Raw genomic sequence first — 17,072 nt, 5'->3', positions numbered from 1 at the left:
GCCTATCCTTCGAGCAGGCGGCGGCGGTGCTTGAGCTCCTTGACCCACGCCCTGGTGACCATGTCCGGGAAGGGCGAGCCGCCGTCGTCGTTTCCCTTGTTGTTGTGGACGATGGCGAAGGCCGTCCCTGCCTCAAGGTCGGCAACCAGTGGTCCGGACGCTCTAAGCGCAAGCTCAATCACCTGGGTTGCTGCCCGTTCAGGAAGCCCAAGCCCGGAAGCCCAGCCCCGGAAGTGGCGGCGGGAGATGCCGGTCCGCTTGCCATCGATGGTCAGGGCGAGCGTTTTGTCACCGTAAACCACTGTGGAGGGGATGTCGTAGACCGGGGCGATCACCCACTCCCCATGCGGCTGCTGGACCATGGAGACGTTCTTGGCGTGCAAGTCGCCATTGCCGGTCAGCCAGGCGAAAGCAGCCTGGATGGCCAGGTTCCTCAGTGCCGGCAGCGGCGCGGCGCAGTGGTCGGCCAGCGCACGGCAGACCTGGCTGTAGCCGACGTTGTACTTGTCCGCCGGATACAGCTTGAGCACCTGCGCCCCGTCCTCAACCGCGAGGCGCACCACGTCATCCGGCCCGGCGCCTGCCAGGGGAACCCGGTCGAAGCGTTCCACGAGCAGGCCGGGCCGTCCCGCCACATCCCGGATCAGCTGGACGCGGCTGAGCGGAATGCGGAGTTTGGCTGCATAGCGGAACATCACAAGCTCGTTCTCCACCACGTGCGGGAATTCAGGTGCGTTGAGTTTGAGGATGAACCTCTTGCCGGCACTGGCGACCGGAAGAGAAATCATCCCGGCGGACAGTTTGTCCTGTACGCCGGCGAGCGCCACAGGGTCGATGAGATCGCGGTCGCCCAGTAACTGGTCGAAGTCCACATGCTGTTTGGGGTCCAGTTCAACGGCGTGTTCGTCCGGGTCCAGCGGCTCCCCGTGGCCGACTATCTGCACGTCCCCCACAGGGTTACCGCCGGCAGCGATCAGGAGCGAGAGGTCGTCGTCGGCGCTGGTCTTGATGGATCGGCGGAGAGCGTTGAGGCGCCGGCCTTCGGGCAACAGTCCCGTGAAATAGGGCGGCGCGGCTCCGGCGGCAGACAGGACGGGCTCATTAGTGAGGGGCAGGGACGTCGCGACGGCAGGTCCCCCGCTTGCGAGGTAGGCGGGCACGTAGCTGAAGCGGGTACCGCCGTCGTACCTCTCGAGCCGGGCGGCCAGGACACCCGCCTTGTAAATGTCCGCGATGCGGTGCCTCACTGGCGGCTCTCCTGTTGAATACCGGCGCGCCGTCGTGTCTTCACGTGCAGCTCCAGTCCGAGCGTCTCCAGAACAGCGAAAAGCGAATCCAGCTGCACGCTCGGCTTTCCCTGCTCGACGAACCGGACGAAGCGCTCCGACACCCCAGCCATGTCCGCCAAGTCGCGCTGCGTCAGGCCGAGAGCAGTCCGGCGCACCCGCACCTCTTTTGAAATCGCTGCCATCCCGCCCGTCATATCACTCCATCGGTACGTTCGTGCCGTTTTGCTGGTTAGATAAAAGCCTACGCCTGTACGAGTGAAGGCGACAGAGCCAACCGGCACGAACGTGCCTACCGGGAATGCCCTGTTATGACTGCGGCCGAGGCGCTGGGCCCGCGCTAAGAATTTCTGGTGATCCCGGGAATGAAAACTGCGACCTTCTTGAGGTTTTCTTAATCCTTTCTTGCAGCACGGCCGTCAGCATTACAGGAGGATGTTCAAGATTCCTTGAGCTTGGGGGGGCTCACGCTGCCCCGCCTGGGGGAAGTTCTAAGAGAGCCAAGTTATGAAAAAGCTAATCATCGCCGCTGCCGCCACAACTGCCTTGGTGGCAGGGTCAGTTGCCGTAAGCGCCGCCGCAAACGCAGATTCGGGGACCGTAGTAAGGGTGGTCGACGGCGATACCTTGATCGTGTCAATCAACAACGGGGAGCACACGATACGACTGCTCAACGTGGATACTCCGGAAACGAAGGACCCAAATCAACCGGTGGAGTGCCTCGGACCGGAAGCTACCAAGTATCTTGAGGAAAAACTCCCCAGGGGCACGAAGGTCAGGCTCGAGTTCGACGTCGAGCGGCACGATAAATATGGCAGGACTCTTGCGGGAGTGTTCGCGCCCGACGGTGCCCTCGTAAATGCCGAGATAACCCGCGCAGGCCTGGGGATACCTGTCCAGGTCGGCAGGAATGCAAAGTTCCTGCCTCCTGTCGAAACTGCATACGAAGAGGCACGAAACGCAAAGGCAGGGCTCTTCTCCGAAGCAGAGGACTGCACCCTTCCCGCCCAACTGGCGCAGGCATCACAAGCACTGGAGGCGGCAACCGAAGCTCCACCGGCCGAGACGTCAATCGCCATGGGCGCTGCGGCAGGCGCGCTCGGAACAAAGGTTGCCGCCGCAAAAGCAGTACGCGCCGTCTTGGCCGCTAACAAAGACGCGCAGCGTGCTGTCTACTGGGCAGGACTATCGGCAGCCGCTACGGCCGCGGCCCTCAAAGCACTCGACAGCAAGATATCGTCGGCCGAAAAGAAGAAGGACCAGCTGATCAAACGCAAGGCTGATCTTGCCGCAGCCGAGAAGAAGGCCGAAGAAGAGCGGCTTGCTGCGGAGGCACGGGCGGCAGCGGAAAGGAAAGCGGCGGAAGAACGCGCCGCAGCGGAGAAGAAAGCAGCCGAGGAGGCAGCCGCGGCCAAGGCAGCGGCAGAGGAAGCTGCCCGCCAGGCAGCAGAAGCTGAGCGGCTCCGGAGGCTGCAGGCACCAACTCCCTACGTCGCGCCCGCACCTCAGCCGTATGTTCCGCCTGCGCCGGCCCCATACGTACCACCGGCACCATCCAAGTACACCGGACCCCGGTGTTATGCACCGGGCGGGAAGACCTGGACTCCGTGCTAAATACTCAACGGCAGCGGGGCCGAGAGCTAGATGCTCTTCGGGCCCGCTGCCGTATATGTCAGTTCAGGATGTAATTTGATCGTCCGAGTGGGCGCTCTTGCGGCGTTCCTCGATGCTCTGGGCTACATTCAGGATCGTATCTTCGACGCCGCCGGCGATGGCCTTCGGTGCTGCCGCAACAGTGCCGGCGGCGGCTCCAACAGCTCCGGCCACGGCGCTTCCAGCTGCGTGCCCCAGATCGAGAAGGGACGTGTGCCATTCCTTGCGCTCGAACGCCTCCGTCGCCGGCATGCCGTAGGCCTCTGAGAACACCATGAGAAGCCGCTGGATTTCAGCTACCGCATCATAAAGTTTGGGCAGCTCGAAGGGGTTTGCTACGCGAGTTAAGGTGTCCACTTTGGACGCTTTCGCAGCAGCATCTGCCAACTTCTGAACTTTAGACCGCGTGAGCTCAAGACGGCGTTCCCTGGCCTGCTCTACGTGACGGGTGTGTGCGCCGGCCGGGTCCGCTTTGGCCCCATGGATAATTTCAAGTGAATCCATCCGGACCATGTTTGTCAGTGCAACTGCTGTGATGATCAGCCAGTGCTGGAGTTCACCGGAAGCGGCGGTTCTTGCCCCCTCCAGCCGCTTACCGAAGCTTTTGGCACTAAGTCCATCGGCAAGCCCATCTATGTGGTTGAGGGCGACTGAAAGCATCTGGGACAAAGCTGCGGCCTGTCCTGCCACCTGGTCCCACAGCGTGGGAGTGAGTTCTCCGGTCTCTTCAAAGTACCCAAAGGCCTTGTCCAGGATGTAGGTAGTTCCTTGGATGTTGCCCAACGCTTCATTGCGGGTGTCCCTCAGCACGGTATCCAGCTTGGCGTCAATGGACTCAAGCTGAACTTCCAGGTTATGGATAGCAGAGCGAATAGCGACCGCGGCTGCCAACATCGCCATGTTGGGTCCGGCTGCTGGGCTCACCGGTGAGGATTTCACCAGTTCCACCAATGTGTCGATAGTTCCGTCCGGCTTACGGAGGACACCGCTGACGATGCCGAACGCTTCTTTGGTGGAACCAGCCAACTCGAGGTACTTGGCGTAGGACGCAGGTGTCATCTGGAAAGAGTTACCGCTGACTGCCTCCTGCCCCAGCATGCTAAGCAGTCCCCCAGCAGCGGCGAGAATGTCAGTGACAGCTGTCCCCACCTTTGCCGTTGACTCCGGCGGCACGTCCAGTTTGCGGAAAAGTTCCGCGATGGCGTCAGGTGACCCTGCTACCAGGGCGGACTCGCCCTCAACGTAGAGGGCAAGGTCCGGCTTCACATCATTCATATGGGACATCTTCACATACAGTGCAGACAGATGATTGATGCCACGTTCTGCGCCCAAACCAGCAGAGGGGCGCGTGACGCATGAAAGCTAATCACTACCCCTCCAGCCACTAAACTCGCATGAGTGATCACAGGTGAAATCAAGTCCCAAGTAGATAAGGTCTGGAATACGTTCTGGAGCGGCGGCATCTCCAACCCCCTGGAAGTCATCGAACAGATCACCTATCTGCTGTTTTTAAAGCGCCTCGACGAGAACCACACCCGTGAGGAAAAGCGCGCCAACCTCCTGGGCCAGCCCCTGCAGAACGCTGTGTTCCCAAACGGCCTGGACCCGCAGGGGCGGCCCTACGCCGACCTGCGCTGGTCACGGTTTAGAGACTTCTCCCAGTCGGAGATGTTCACGGTTTTTTCCCAGAGCATCTTTCCGTTCCTGCGCAACGAGCTGCCCAAGCAGTCCAACGGCGAGGATTCCACCTACAGCCACCACATGAAGGATGCGCAGTTCAAGATTCCTAACGCCGGCGTCCTCAAGCAGGTGGTGGACATCCTTGACACCATCAACATGGACGGCAGGGACACTAAAGGCGACTTGTATGAGTACATGCTCTCCAAGCTCGCCTCCGCCGGCACCAACGGGCAGTTCAGGACGCCGCGGCACATCATCGATCTCATGGTGGCCATGACGGTTCCCCAGCCGCTGGAAGCCATTTGTGATCCGGCCTCCGGCACGTGCGGCTTCCTGGTTCAGGCCGGCGAATATCTGCGAAAAAACAATCCGAACTTGCTCACCAACGCCGAAACAGGCAAGTTCTTCCACCACCAGCAGTTCCACGGCTTCGACTTCGACAACACCATGCTCCGCATCGGCTCCATGAACATGCTGCTGCACGGCGTGGAGAATCCGGACGTCTCCTACCGGGATTCCCTGGCCGACCTGCACGCTGATGAGGAAGAGAAGTACCACGTCATCCTGGCCAACCCGCCGTTTGCCGGCAGCCTGGACTACGACAACGTCGCCAAGGACCTCCTGTCGGTCGTCAAAACGAAAAAGACCGAGCTCCTCTTCCTGGCTCTTTTCATCAAGTTGCTCAAGCCTGGCGGCCGGGCTGCCGTCATCGTTCCCGACGGCGTGCTGTTCGGCTCCACCGGAGCCCACAAGTCCCTGCGGAAGACGCTCGTCGAAGGCCACAAGCTCGACGCTGTGGTGAAGCTCCCCTCCGGCGTCTTCAAGCCCTACGCCGGAGTGTCCACCGCCATCCTGTTCTTCACCAAGACGAACTCCGGCGGTACAGACAACGTTTGGTTCTACGACGTGAGGTCCGATGGCTTCAGCCTCGACGACAAGCGCACACCCCTTGGCTCCTCCGACCTCCCTGACGTCCTGGCCCGCTGGAATGAACGCACGACGGCGGAACTTGAGCGGGTGCGCACGGACCAGTCGTTCTGTGTGCCGCTTTCCGAAATCGCCGCTAATGACTACGACCTGTCACTGAACCGGTACAAGGAAATCGAGCACGAGGACGTCGAGCACGTCGACCCGGAGGAGATTCTGGCGGCGCTGGACGGGCTTGAGGCTGAGATCACCGAGGGCATGGCAGAACTGCGGGAGCTGCTGCAGTGAAGGTAGTCTTCGGCGACGTGCTCCGGCAGCACACGAGGACCGAACGAATCACCAACACCGCTAGCGAAACCTTCGTCACCCTACGGCTCAACGCTAAAGGGGCCATAAAGCGGAACGTGGGTGAGGGCAAAACTCCGCAGCCATTCACTGGATACCGTGTAACGTCTGGACAGTTCATCTACTCCCGGATCGATGCACGCAACGGTGCGTTTGCGATCATTCCGAAGAGCCTTGATGGCGCTGTGGTGTCCAAGGACTTTCCCGTGTTCGATATCGACAGGTCCAAGGTCGATCCTAGATTCCTCCTGATGTGCGTAGGCAACAAATCGTTTGTGGACGGAATCAGAACACTTAGCTTCGGAGCGACAAACCGTCAGAGAGTCAAAGAAGAGGTCTTCCTCAATTTGAGGCTAGAACTCCCTCCCCTCGACGAGCAGCGGCGGATTGCGGCGATCCTGGACAAGGCCGACGATCTCCGCACCAAGCGCCGCGAAGCCCTCGCCCATCTCGACACCCTCACCCAGTCGATCTTCCACTCCATGTTTGGTGATCCGGAATCTTCCTGGCCTGAACTAACAATTGAGGACCTAGCTGATCGCCACAAGGGTGCCATTCGGACGGGCCCATTCGGAAGTCAACTCCTCACAAGCGAATTCACGGATGAAGGTATTGCTGTTATTGGGATCGATAATGCGGTGTCGAACCAATTTGCATGGAAGGAACGCCGCTACATCTCACCAGAAAAATACCAAACGCTTCGAAGGTACACGGTAAGACCCGGAGATCTTCTCGTGACAATCATGGGAACGCTGGGACGCTGCGCCGTAGTGCCCTCCGATATCCCACCTGCAATAAACACAAAGCACCTTTGCTGCATCACCCTGAATAGGAAGATGGCAGTCCCTGAATGGCTGCACTCCTACTTTTTACGCTCCGACGCTGCCAGCCAATACTTAAGGCAGACCACGAAAGGTGCCATCATGGGCGGACTCAACATGGGCATCATAAAGAAAATGCCCGTACTGCTTCCGCCACTGGAACTTCAGCATACTTTCGCAAACCGTGTTGCCGCCGTCGAACGTCTGAAAGAACTGCACCGCAAGCACCTAACTGAACTCGATGTCCTTTTCGTGTCACTTCAGCACCGCGCCTTCAGAGGAGAGCTATGACAACCCCTCCATCGCAATCGGACGGCATTCCTCCGTGGCAGGACTTCATGATTCCGGTCCTCAAAGTACTCTCGGACGGCAACTTGCGGAAGCGGCATGAACTTATCAACGCCGTGCTGGATGAGGTCGGCATGAATGATGAGCGGCGCGGCATCCTCCTGAACTCCGGGCAACCAAAGATTGAGAACCGGGTGGGCTGGGCAATGTCGGACCTGACAACAGCTGGCGCCATCCAGCGGCCAGTTCGGGCGACTTTCCAAATTACCGATGTGGGCCGGGAGCTTCTTACCCGGTTCCCTGAAGGACTTAACAGGCGCGATCTCGAGACGCTTGAGGCCTACCGGAATCACCAGCCGAATCGTCGGGCTGCAGAGACAACCACGCCAGACCAAGCTCTAGAAGTCACAGAAGCAGTACTTTCTCCGTCTGAACAGATCGAAGACGGTATCAACCGCATCAAGACGGAAGTTGGTGCCGAGCTGATCCACCGGCTCCGGGAAAGTGATCCCGGGTTCTTTGAGCAGGCGGTCGTAGACCTGCTCCTCAAGATGGGTTACGGCGGCGCTGAGCAGCGGGGACGGCGCATCGGCGGCTCGGGGGACGGCGGCGTTGATGGTGTCATCGACCAGGACGCCCTCGGGTTGGACCGCATTTACGTACAGGCCAAGCGGTACGCTGACGGCAACACGGTGGGGCGCGAAACCATCCAGGCATTCGTAGGCGCACTCCATGGTGTCGGAGCATCCCGCGGCGTCTTCATCACCACCAGCACCTTCACGTCCGGCGCCCGCCAGTATGCCGAGAACGTTCCCTCACGCATCATCCTGATCGATTCCGCCCGCCTGGTCAGCCTCATGATCAAGTACCGCGTGGGCGTCCAGGTGAAACAGAGCTACGACGTGGTGGAGCTGGACGAGGACTTTTTTGAGTAAACCGACCGCAAACCTCTACATTGACGGATTCAATCTGTACCGAAGGCTGCTTCAGCACCACCCCCAAGACAAGTGGCTGGATCTCGAAGCTCTGGGCGAGTACGTCCTGCCCGACTACGAAGTGAACCGGATCCGGTACTTCACCGCAATCATCAAGCCGCTGCCCGCCGCGGATCCCCAATCACCTCAGCGTCAGCAGGCCTATCTGCGCGCTTTGGGCACACTGCCGCGGACTTCGGTCCATCTTGGAAAATTTCGAATCGACCCGAGGATCATGCCCGTCCATCCGACAGAGCTTGATTCCGAGGGCAAGCCAGTAACGGCGAAAGTCAAGAAAACGGAGGAAAAGGGTTCCGATGTTGCTTTGGCCAGCTACTTGCTGCTCGACGCCTTCAACAATGAGGCGGATGTTTACGTAGTATGTACTAACGACTCCGACCTGGTGATGCCCATGCGCATGGTCTCGGAGGACCTTCACAGATCTACCGGCCTGTTATCGCCCATGGAACCCAAACGATCCAGCAACGAACTCAAACAGACCAATCCCATAATTCACCGGCAGATCACACTTGAAGCACTGGCTGCATGCCAATTTCCCGATGTCATCCTCGATGGCAAAGGCAAAATCCACCGTCCAGTGAAGTGGCGCTTAAATTCCGAAGGCCCCGATCACTCGGAGCCTTCTAACCAGTAGCCGAAGCATCTGGGGCTGTACCCACACTATAGACAGATTCGCATGCACAAGTACAGAAACTCATTCAAACGCCCTCAAACAACATTTAGCAGGATCAAACGAGGTGTATGGAGCAAGCTGTCGCTCCTTAGGCATGATTGACTAGTGCCCATACGCGGTGTGGCAGTGACGGGGGTCAATAGTGGGGGCAGGCAACAGCAACTTCGGCTTTCTGCTGGCCGACTGGCCGGACCTGGCCCAGAACGCCCGCCGTGCCGAGAAGTTTGCGCGCATCGACCCGCGCGCCTCCATGTTCTACTCCCGGTACACGATTGAGCGGCTGGTCGAATGGCTCTACAAGGTCGAGGCGGCACTGGTCCTCCCGTACAAAGACGACCTCAACGCCCTGCTTAATGAACCTGCCTTCAAGGGCTTAGTAGGCGGCACAATCGGCAGCAAGCTCACCATCATCCGCAAGGCCGGCAACAACGCCGTCCACAACCCGGTCAACCCCACCGCGCAGGGTGCGGAACTCGTCCTCCGCGAGCTGCACCACGTCTGCTACTGGCTTGCGCGGAACTACGCGAAGAACGGCACGCAGCTGTCGCCGTCGCTGGCGTTCGACGCCGGCCACCTCGCCCCGGTCAGCGCGGCACCTTCGCAGCAGCAGTCCCCCGAGCAGCTCCAGAAACTGGAAGAAGAGCTGAAGGCGAAAAACGACGCCTTGGCCAAGGAGGCCGCCAAGTCGGCAGACCTCGAAGCGCAGCTGAAGCAGCTGCAGGCCGAGATCGCCGCCACAAAGCAGCAGAACCAGTCAGTCCCGGACCGCCATGACTACGATGAGGCGCTAACTCGCCAGCATCTCATTGACTGGGATCTCAAAGAGGCCGGGTGGCCGCTCGAAAATCCAGAAGACCGCGAATTCAGGGTGGACACCATGCCTGCGAACGGCACCTTGAGCGGCGTCGGATACGTGGATTATGTCCTCTGGGGCGCCGACGGACTGCCGCTCGCCGTCGTCGAAGCGAAAAGGACCACCAAGGACCCGCACGTGGGCAAGCAGCAGGCAAAGCTGTACGCCGACTGCCTGGAACGTCGGTGCAACAGGCGGCCCATCATTTACTACACCTCCGGCTACGAGACCTGGATATGGGACGACACAATGTACCCCGAGCGGGCCGTCCAGGGCTTCCACACCCGTGACCAGCTGCAACTCCTTATCAACCGCCGCCAGACCCGCAAACCGCTGGCACAGCAGCAGATCGATGACGGCATCGTTGAGCGGCCATACCAGCACAACGCCATCCGAGCCGTCACCCAGGCCTATGAGAACGACCACGAACGCAAGGCCCTCGTGGTCATGGCGACCGGCACGGGCAAGACGCGCACCGTCGTCGCGCTCACCAAACTGCTCCAGGAAGCCAACTGGGCCAAGCGCGTGCTGTTCCTGGCCGACCGTGTGGCCCTGGTGAAGCAGGCTGCCAACGCCTTCAAAACCCACCTGCCCGGTTCCGGCCCCGTCATTCTGGGCTCCGGTGAGGACGCGGACAGCCGCATCCACGTGGCCACATACCCCACCATGATGAACCTCATCAACCAGACCGAGGGGAAGCTGGGCCAGCGCCGGTTCGGGATCGGCCACTACGACCTCATCATCGTCGATGAAGCCCACCGCTCCATCTACCAGAAGTACAAGGCGATCTTCGACTACTTCGACTCGCTGCTGATTGGCCTCACCGCCACGCCCCAGTCGGAGGTTGACCGCAACACCTACAACCTGTTCGGCATCGAGGACAACGTCCCCACGTTCGCCTACGAGCTCAACGAAGCCATCGAGGCCGGCTACCTGGTCCCGCCACGCGTGGTGCCGGTGCCGCTGAAATTCCCGTACGAGGGCATCGCGTATGACGACCTGCCCGAGCACGAGAAGGAGCAATGGGACGAGCTCGACTGGAACGAAGATGGCGAGATCCCCGAATCGGTCGATCCTGCCGTCGTCAATTCCTGGCTCTTCAACACCGACACCGTGGATAAGGCACTCGAGGTGCTGATGACGCACGGCCACAAGGTGGCGGGCGGCGACCGGCTGGGCAAGACCATCATCTTCGCCAAGAACAACCGGCACGCAGACTTCATCGCTGAGCGCTTCGACAAGAACTATCCGCACTTCAAAGGGCATTTTGCCCGCGTGGTGACGTACCAGGTCAACTATGCACAGGCCCTCATTGACGAATTCTCGCGCCCGGACAGCAACCCGCACATCGCCATCTCAGTGGACATGCTGGACACAGGCATAGACGTCCCTGAAGCGGTGAATCTGGTCTTCTTCAAAATGGTCCGGTCCAAAACCAAGTTCTGGCAGATGGTGGGCCGCGGCACGCGCCTCTGCCCCGACCTCTTCGGCCCGGGTGAGGACAAGAAGGACTTCTTCATTTTCGATCTCTGCCGCAATGCCGAGTACTTCAACGCCGGCATGCCCGGCAATGAAGGGTCCCTGGGCAAGTCCCTCGCGGAGAGCACCTTCGCCACGCGAGTCCGCCTGCTGCGAACGACGGCGGACCTCGCCTGGGATTCCAGCACCCCCTTCGTTGTTGAGCTGAGGGAGTCGTTGAAGCACATTGTGGGCAGGCTGCCGGTGGAGAACTTCCTGGTCAAGCCCGCCCGCAGGTGGGTGGACAGGTTCGCCGAACCAACCGCCTGGGAGTCTTTGGGCGCCGAGGACTTTGATGCACTGGAGACTGAAGTTGCCCGGCTGGCCCCTATCGGCGCGCTGCCCGACACGGAGGAGGCCAAGCGCTTTGACTACCTTCTCCTGCAAACCGAGCTTGCCGCCCTGCAGGGTAAGCCCCTGGATCCGTTCCGCAAGAAAGTGCAGGCTGTAGCTGCCGCCCTTCAGGACCAGCCGAACGTTCCCGCCATCGCGGCACAGCTGCAGCTGGTCGAGGCCATCCTGGACGACGCCGAGTGGGAGTCAGTTTCAGCCGAATGGCTGGAAGACATCAGGCTGCGGCTGCGCGAACTTGTGCACCTGATTGAGAAGCGCAAGCGGAACGTTGTGTACACAAACTTCCTGGACGAACTCGGCGAGCTTGAAGAGATCGAACTTTCCGGGGCGGCCAACGGCTACATCGACCTTGCCCGTTACCGCGAGAAAATCCGCCTGTATCTCGCCGATCACCAGGATCACGCCGCCATCCAGCGCCTGCGGCGGAACAGGCAGCTCACCCCCATGGACCTCTCCGAGCTGGAACGGATCCTGTTGGAAAGCGGCCTTGGTTCGCGGGAAGACCTGGACCGGGCAGCGGCCGAAGGCCTGGGGCTGTATGTCCGCTCATTGGTGGGCCTGGACCGCGAAGCGGTTGAGGAAGCCCTGGCCGAGTTTGTCGCCGGAACCACGCTGACAGCCCAGCAGCTCGACTTCCTGCAACTGCTCACGAACCACCTGGTGGAAAACGGAAAGGTCGCCCCCGCCGCCCTCTTCGATTCCCCCTACAGCGAGCTCGCTCCTTCCGGGCCAGACCTCCTTTTCGGTGATGAGCAGGTGGTGAAGCTCTTCGGCATCCTCCGCTCCATCGAGGACCGTGCACGCGTAAGCTGACTCCCGCGTTGACATACCCTGTGACCGGTGCCATATTTAAAGCGTGAACCTGTCAGACAGCCGGACAGCAGGACAGCCTGTAGTCCCCCTCGCGCGGCTCAGCGCTGCGGAGGCGGTATTCAACGCCATCCGCGGCGACATCGAATCCGGCCAGGTTCCAGTGGGCACCAAGCTCAGCTCCGAGGCCACCCTGGCGCAGCAGTACGGGGTGAGCCGTTCCGTCATCCGTGAAGCGCTGCGCTCCTGCACGGCGTTGGGACTGACACAAACCAAGACCGGCAAAGGCACTTTCGTGGTCGCCAACAAGGTGGCCAACGATCTCACCCTCGGCCAGTACTCGGCACGGGACCTTACCGAGGCCCGCCCGCACATCGAGATTCCGGCGGCAGGCCTGGCTGCCGAACGCAGGACGGACGAGGAACTCGAGAATCTCCGCGACCTCGTGGCCGCCATGGCCACTGAGACTGATCCGGAGTCCTGGGTCTCACTGGACTCCAGCTTTCATGCGGCAATTGCCCGCGCCAGCGGCAACAAGGTGTTCGCCAGCGTAGTAGCGGATATCCGCGGCGCCCTCGCCCACCAGTCGGAAACCCTGAACATGGTGGCTGACCGCCAGCATGCCTCGGATATCGAACACCAGCGGATCCTCACCGCCATCGAAGCGGGCTCCGCAGAGGACGCCCGCGCCGCCATGGCCTCCCACCTGGACGCCGTGGGCCAGGCACTCGACTCCATCCTCAACAACTAAGCACGCAACCCACCCCTAGGACCCCATGCCCTCCCCTGTGTTTTCCGCTGCCCGGAGCGCTGCCCCGGCGCTCCAAAGCCTCCCGCAGCACGCTCCCCTGGTTGCCGCCGTCCGCGACGGACTGGTGGAGAGCGTCCACTACGGCTCGGCCGTCGCCCTCGCTGCGGACGGGACAACGCAAGCTGCGGCGGGTGACCCGGACACCCCCTTCTACCCGCGGTCCTCGCTCAAGCCACTCCAGGCTGTGGCCATGGTCCGCGCCGGGCTGGACATTCCGGCAGACCTCCTCGCCCTGGCCGCCGCCAGCCATTCAGGAGCGGCACAACACCGCGACGGCGCCCTGCGGATCCTCGAGCTGCACGGCCTCAGCGTCAGCGCCTTCGAAAACAGCACCGACCTCCCCTACGGGGCCGGCGAGCGCGAAGAATGGCTCCGCGGCGGCGGCAGCGCCACCCAGCTCACCCAGAACTGCTCCGGCAAGCACGCCGCCATGGCCGCCACCTGCGTTATCAACGGCTGGCCCGTGGAGGGCTACCTCCACCCGGACCACCCGCTGCAGCAGCTTGTGCGGCGCACCGTCACCGAACTGACAGGCGAGGAAGTGGCCGCCGTCAGCACCGACGGCTGCGGCACCCCGCTCTTCGCCCTGACCCTGCACGGCATGGCCCGCGCCTTCGCCCGCATCGCCCGGGCCGCCGCCCTTGGAAAGGATGACGACGGCGCTGCCCTGAATATAAGCAGTGCGGAAGCCACCGTCGGGCTCGCCATGCAGCAGCACCCGGACATGGTGGCCGGGGAAGGGCGCGACGTCACCGCGCTCATGCGCCTGCTCCCGGGTGCAGTGGCCAAAGACGGCTTCGAAGGCGTCCAGCTGGTGGGCCTCGCCGACGGCAGTGCCGTGGCCGTGAAGATTTCCGACGGCGGCGACCGCGCCCGGATGCCCGCCACGGTACGCCTGCTGGAATCGCTCGGCGTGGACGCGGCCGAACTCGCCCCCATCGCCACCGCTCCCGTGCTGGGCGGCGGCCACCAGGTGGGCCTGCTCCAGGCCACCGACTTCCTGACATAGAACTGTCCAGACCCGTCAACGAAGCCCCGTAAGGACCCCATGACAATCACCGAAACCGCGGCAGACGTCCGGTCCGAGCACGACCTGCTCGGCGACCGCGACGTCCCCGCCGACGCCTACTGGGGCGTGCACACCCTGCGCGCCGTGGAAAACTTCCCCATCACCGGCCAGAAGCTCTCCTCCAACATGCACCTGGTCCGCGGCCTTGCCGCGGTGAAGCTCGCTGCAGCGAGGACCAACCGCGAGCTCGGGCTCCTCGACGCCGAGCGGGCGGATGCCATCGGGCAGGCCTGCCAGGACATCCTGGACGGCCGGCTTGCAGACCAGTTCGTGGTGGACGTCATCCAGGGCGGCGCCGGAACATCGTCGAACATGAACGCCAACGAGGTCATCGCCAACCGTGCCCTGGAAATCCTGGGCCACCCCAAGGGCGACTACGCCCGGCTGCACCCCAACGACCACGTCAACCTCAGCCAGTCCACCAACGACGTCTACCCCACCGCCGTGAAGCTGGGCACCATCTTCGCCGCCCGGGAACTGCTGGACGCCCTGGCCGAACTCGAAGAAGCCTGCGCGGAAAAGGCACTTGAGTTCCGCACCGTGGTGAAGATGGGCCGTACGCAGCTCCAGGACGCCGTACCCATGACCCTGGGCCAGGAATTCGGCACCTACGCGGTGACCATCGGCGAGGACCGGCTGCGCCTGGCCGAAGCCGAACTGCTGATCCACGAGATCAACCTTGGCGCCACCGCCATCGGCACCGGCCTGAACGCACCCGCCGGCTACGCCGAGGCAGCCTGCCGGCACCTGGCCGGGATCACCGGCCTGCCGCTGGTCACCGCCGTCGACCTCATCGAGGCAACCCAGGACGTGGGCGCGTTCGTGCACCTCTCCGGAGTGCTCAAGCGCGTGGCCGTCAAGCTGTCCAAGATCTGCAACGACCTCCGCCTGCTTTCATCCGGCCCCCGCGCCGGCCTGGGCGAGATCAACCTGCCGGCCGTCCAGTCCGGCTCGTCCATCATGCCCGGCAAGATCAACCCGGTGATCCCGGAAGTGGTCTCCCAGGTGGCCTACGAAGTCATCGGCAATGACGTCACCATCACCATGGCCGCGGAAGCCGGCCAGCTCCAGCTCAACGCCTTCGAACCCGTCATTGTCCACAGCCTCCACAAGAGCATCTCCCACCTGGAAGCAGCCTGCCGTACCCTTACGGCCCGCTGCATCCGCGGCATCACCGCCAACACTGAACACCTCCGCCTCACCGTGGAGCAGTCCATCGGCCTGGTCACAGCCCTGAATCCCCACCTGGGCTACGCCACCGCAACCGCCATCGCCCAGGAAGCCCTGGCCACCGGCAAGGGCGTGGCCGAACTCGTCCTCGAGCACGGGCTCCTCACCGCCGCCCAGCTCCAGGAACTCCTCAGCCCGGAACGCCTCGCGAACCTCAGCAAGTAGCCAAAAGGACCCCCATGTCGAATCCCCCCATCACAGACCACACTGTTCCCCCGCAGGCGCACGCCACCGAGCAGGCCCTGCACGCGGAGGACAAGGGTTACCACAAGAACCTGAAGCCCCGGCAAATCCAGATGATCGCCATCGGCGGCGCCATCGGCACCGGCCTGTTCCTCGGCGCCGGCGGACGCCTGAACGCCGCGGGCCCGTCGCTGGTCCTCGCCTATGCTGTGTGCGGTTTCTTCGCGTTCCTGATCCTGCGGGCGCTGGGCGAACTGGTGCTGCACCGCCCGTCGTCCGGCTCGTTCGTGTCCTACGCCCGCGAATTCTTCGGTGAGAAGGCCGCGTTCGTTTCCGGCTGGTTCTACTGGATCAACTGGGCCACCACCACCATCGTGGACATCACCGCGGCGGCCCTCTACATGAACTTCTTCGGCAACTACGTCCCCTGGATCGGCGCAATTCCGCAATGGGCATGGGCACTGATCGCCCTCGTGGTGGTCCTCGCCCTGAACCTCGTCTCGGTGAAGGTCTTCGGCGAGATGGAATTCTGGTTCGCGCTCATCAAGGTCGCAGCCCTGGTCGCCTTCCTCATCGTCGGCACCTACTTCGTCATCTTCGGCACCCCCGTTGCCGGCCAGGAAGTGGGCTTCAGCCTCATCACGGACAACGGCGGCATCTTCCCCAACGGCCTGCTGCCCATGATCATCCTCATGCAGGGCGTCCTGTTCGCCTACGCGTCCATCGAACTGGTGGGCACCGCGGCCGGTGAAACCGAGAACCCGGAAAAGATCATGCCCAAGGCCATCAACTCCGTGGTCTTCCGGATCGCCGTGTTCTACGTCGGTTCCGTCATCCTGCTGGCACTGCTCCTGCCCTACACCTCCTACCAGGCAGGCGTCAGCCCGTTCGTGACCTTCTTCGGTTCCATCGGTATCCAGGGCGTGGACGTCATCATGAACCTCGTGGTCCTCACCGCCGCCCTGTCCTCGCTGAACGCCGGCCTCTACTCCACCGGCCGCATCCTGCGCTCGATGGCTGTGAACGGCTCCGCCCCGCAGTTCGCCTCCCGGATGAACAAGGCCGGTGTGCCCTACGGCGGCATCGCCATCACCGCCGGCGTTTCCCTGCTGGGCGTCCCGCTGAACTACCTGGTCCCGGCCGAGGCCTTCGAGATCGTCCTCAACGTCGCGTCCGTGGGCATCGTCATGACCTGGGCCACCATCGTCCTGTGCCAGCTGCAGCTCAAGCGCTGGGCGGACAAGGGCTGGGTCAAGCGCCCCTCGTTCAGGATGTTCGGCGCCCCCTACACCGGGTACCTCTCGCTGCTGTTCCTCATCGGCGTCCTGGTGATGGTCTTCATCGATTCGCCGCTGACCATGCTGGTGACGGCCGTCGCGTCCATCCTGATGGTGTTCGGCTGGTACGCCTGCCGCAAGCGCATCCACGAGATCGCCGAGACCCGCAAGGGCTTCACCGGCACGGCTCCCGTGATCGCCAACCCGCCGGCTGAAACCTTCAAGAAGTAGCGGTTCCAAACGTCCGACGGCGGCACCCGGGTTCCCGGAACCCGGGTGCCGCCGTCGGGGTTTAGGTT

At 62.2% G+C, this 17,072-nt stretch carries 13 protein-coding genes; 10 read left to right on the top strand and 3 right to left on the bottom strand.

The features are described 5' to 3' along the window. Positions 1-2 precede the first annotated feature (2 nt). Together FDW83_RS08585 and FDW83_RS08580 are read right to left on the bottom strand one after the other, a co-directional pair. A complete protein-coding gene (locus tag FDW83_RS08585; protein ID WP_138137454.1) occupies positions 3-1,247 on the bottom strand; it encodes a type II toxin-antitoxin system HipA family toxin in 1,245 nt (414 codons plus the stop codon). After that, on the bottom strand, positions 1,244-1,483 hold the full coding sequence (locus tag FDW83_RS08580) for a helix-turn-helix transcriptional regulator (RefSeq protein WP_138137452.1): 240 nt from the start codon (positions 1,481-1,483) through the stop codon (positions 1,244-1,246). Before FDW83_RS08580 ends, FDW83_RS08585 begins: the two co-directional genes overlap by 4 nt. 310 nt (positions 1,484-1,793) lie before the next feature. On the opposite strand from FDW83_RS08580, the gene FDW83_RS08575 reads away from it, so the two are divergent. Next, complete coding sequence (locus tag FDW83_RS08575; protein WP_138137450.1) at positions 1,794-2,900, top strand: thermonuclease family protein; 1,107 nt, start codon at positions 1,794-1,796, stop codon at positions 2,898-2,900. A 63-nt stretch (positions 2,901-2,963) separates the two neighbouring features. Here FDW83_RS08575 and FDW83_RS08570 read toward each other — a convergent pair whose 3' ends face one another. After that, positions 2,964-4,037 (bottom strand): hypothetical protein, encoded by a 1,074-nt coding sequence (locus FDW83_RS08570; protein ID WP_138137447.1) that lies wholly within the window; start codon positions 4,035-4,037, stop codon positions 2,964-2,966. 300 nt (positions 4,038-4,337) lie between these two features. Between FDW83_RS08570 and FDW83_RS08565 the strand changes: the two genes are divergently transcribed. From FDW83_RS08565 to FDW83_RS08525, 9 genes are all read left to right on the top strand, one after another. Then, positions 4,338-5,834, top strand: coding sequence for a class I SAM-dependent DNA methyltransferase (locus tag FDW83_RS08565; RefSeq protein WP_138137445.1), 1,497 nt, complete (start codon positions 4,338-4,340; stop codon positions 5,832-5,834). After that, entirely contained in the window at positions 5,831-7,003 is a 1,173-nt protein-coding gene (locus FDW83_RS08560) for a restriction endonuclease subunit S (RefSeq protein WP_138137443.1), read from the top strand. Before FDW83_RS08565 ends, FDW83_RS08560 begins: the two co-directional genes overlap by 4 nt. Beyond that, positions 7,000-7,935 carry a restriction endonuclease gene (locus FDW83_RS08555; protein ID WP_138137441.1) on the top strand — a complete coding sequence of 312 codons (936 nt, stop codon included), beginning with the start codon at positions 7,000-7,002 and terminating at the stop codon, positions 7,933-7,935. Before FDW83_RS08560 ends, FDW83_RS08555 begins: the two co-directional genes overlap by 4 nt. Beyond that, positions 7,928-8,629, top strand: coding sequence for an NYN domain-containing protein (locus tag FDW83_RS08550; protein ID WP_138137439.1), 702 nt, complete (start codon positions 7,928-7,930; stop codon positions 8,627-8,629). The genes FDW83_RS08555 and FDW83_RS08550 overlap by 8 nt, the downstream gene beginning before the upstream one ends. Before the next feature lie 181 nt (positions 8,630-8,810). Beyond that, positions 8,811-12,206 (top strand): DEAD/DEAH box helicase family protein, encoded by a 3,396-nt coding sequence (locus FDW83_RS08545; protein WP_138137437.1) that lies wholly within the window; start codon positions 8,811-8,813, stop codon positions 12,204-12,206. A 43-nt stretch (positions 12,207-12,249) separates the two neighbouring features. Further along, a complete protein-coding gene (locus FDW83_RS08540; protein WP_138137435.1) occupies positions 12,250-12,954 on the top strand; it encodes a FadR/GntR family transcriptional regulator in 705 nt (234 codons plus the stop codon). A 25-nt stretch (positions 12,955-12,979) separates the two neighbouring features. After that, a complete protein-coding gene (locus FDW83_RS08535) occupies positions 12,980-14,023 on the top strand; it encodes an asparaginase (protein ID WP_138137433.1) in 1,044 nt (347 codons plus the stop codon). Between the two features lie 39 nt (positions 14,024-14,062). Continuing rightward, on the top strand, positions 14,063-15,478 hold the full coding sequence (locus FDW83_RS08530) for an aspartate ammonia-lyase (RefSeq protein ID WP_138137431.1): 1,416 nt from the start codon (positions 14,063-14,065) through the stop codon (positions 15,476-15,478). Positions 15,479-15,492: 14 nt separating this feature from the next. Beyond that, complete coding sequence (locus tag FDW83_RS08525; RefSeq protein WP_138137429.1) at positions 15,493-17,004, top strand: amino acid permease; 1,512 nt, start codon at positions 15,493-15,495, stop codon at positions 17,002-17,004. Positions 17,005-17,072: the final 68 nt, after the last annotated feature.

Origin of the sequence: Pseudarthrobacter sp. NamE2, from assembly GCF_005796205.1 — a bacterium.
GTDB lineage: Bacteria > Actinomycetota > Actinomycetes > Actinomycetales > Micrococcaceae > Arthrobacter.
Note: the sequence above shows the minus strand (reverse complement) of the source record. Positions and strands in the feature narration are given on the sequence as shown.

What these genes read in the sequence shown, in the direction of transcription:
- FDW83_RS08580 (WP_138137452.1), bottom strand. Translation starts at nt 1,483, where the DNA reads ATGACGGGCGGGATGGCAGCGATTTCAAAAGAGGTGCGGGTGCGCCGG.
- FDW83_RS08575 (WP_138137450.1), top strand. Translation starts at nt 1,794, where the DNA reads ATGAAAAAGCTAATCATCGCCGCTGCCGCCACAACTGCCTTGGTGGCA.
- FDW83_RS08570 (WP_138137447.1), bottom strand. Translation starts at nt 4,037, where the DNA reads ATGCTGGGGCAGGAGGCAGTCAGCGGTAACTCTTTCCAGATGACACCT.
- FDW83_RS08555 (WP_138137441.1), top strand. Translation starts at nt 7,000, where the DNA reads ATGACAACCCCTCCATCGCAATCGGACGGCATTCCTCCGTGGCAGGAC.
- FDW83_RS08535 (WP_138137433.1), top strand. Translation starts at nt 12,980, where the DNA reads ATGCCCTCCCCTGTGTTTTCCGCTGCCCGGAGCGCTGCCCCGGCGCTC.
- FDW83_RS08530 (WP_138137431.1), top strand. Translation starts at nt 14,063, where the DNA reads ATGACAATCACCGAAACCGCGGCAGACGTCCGGTCCGAGCACGACCTG.
- FDW83_RS08525 (WP_138137429.1), top strand. Translation starts at nt 15,493, where the DNA reads ATGTCGAATCCCCCCATCACAGACCACACTGTTCCCCCGCAGGCGCAC.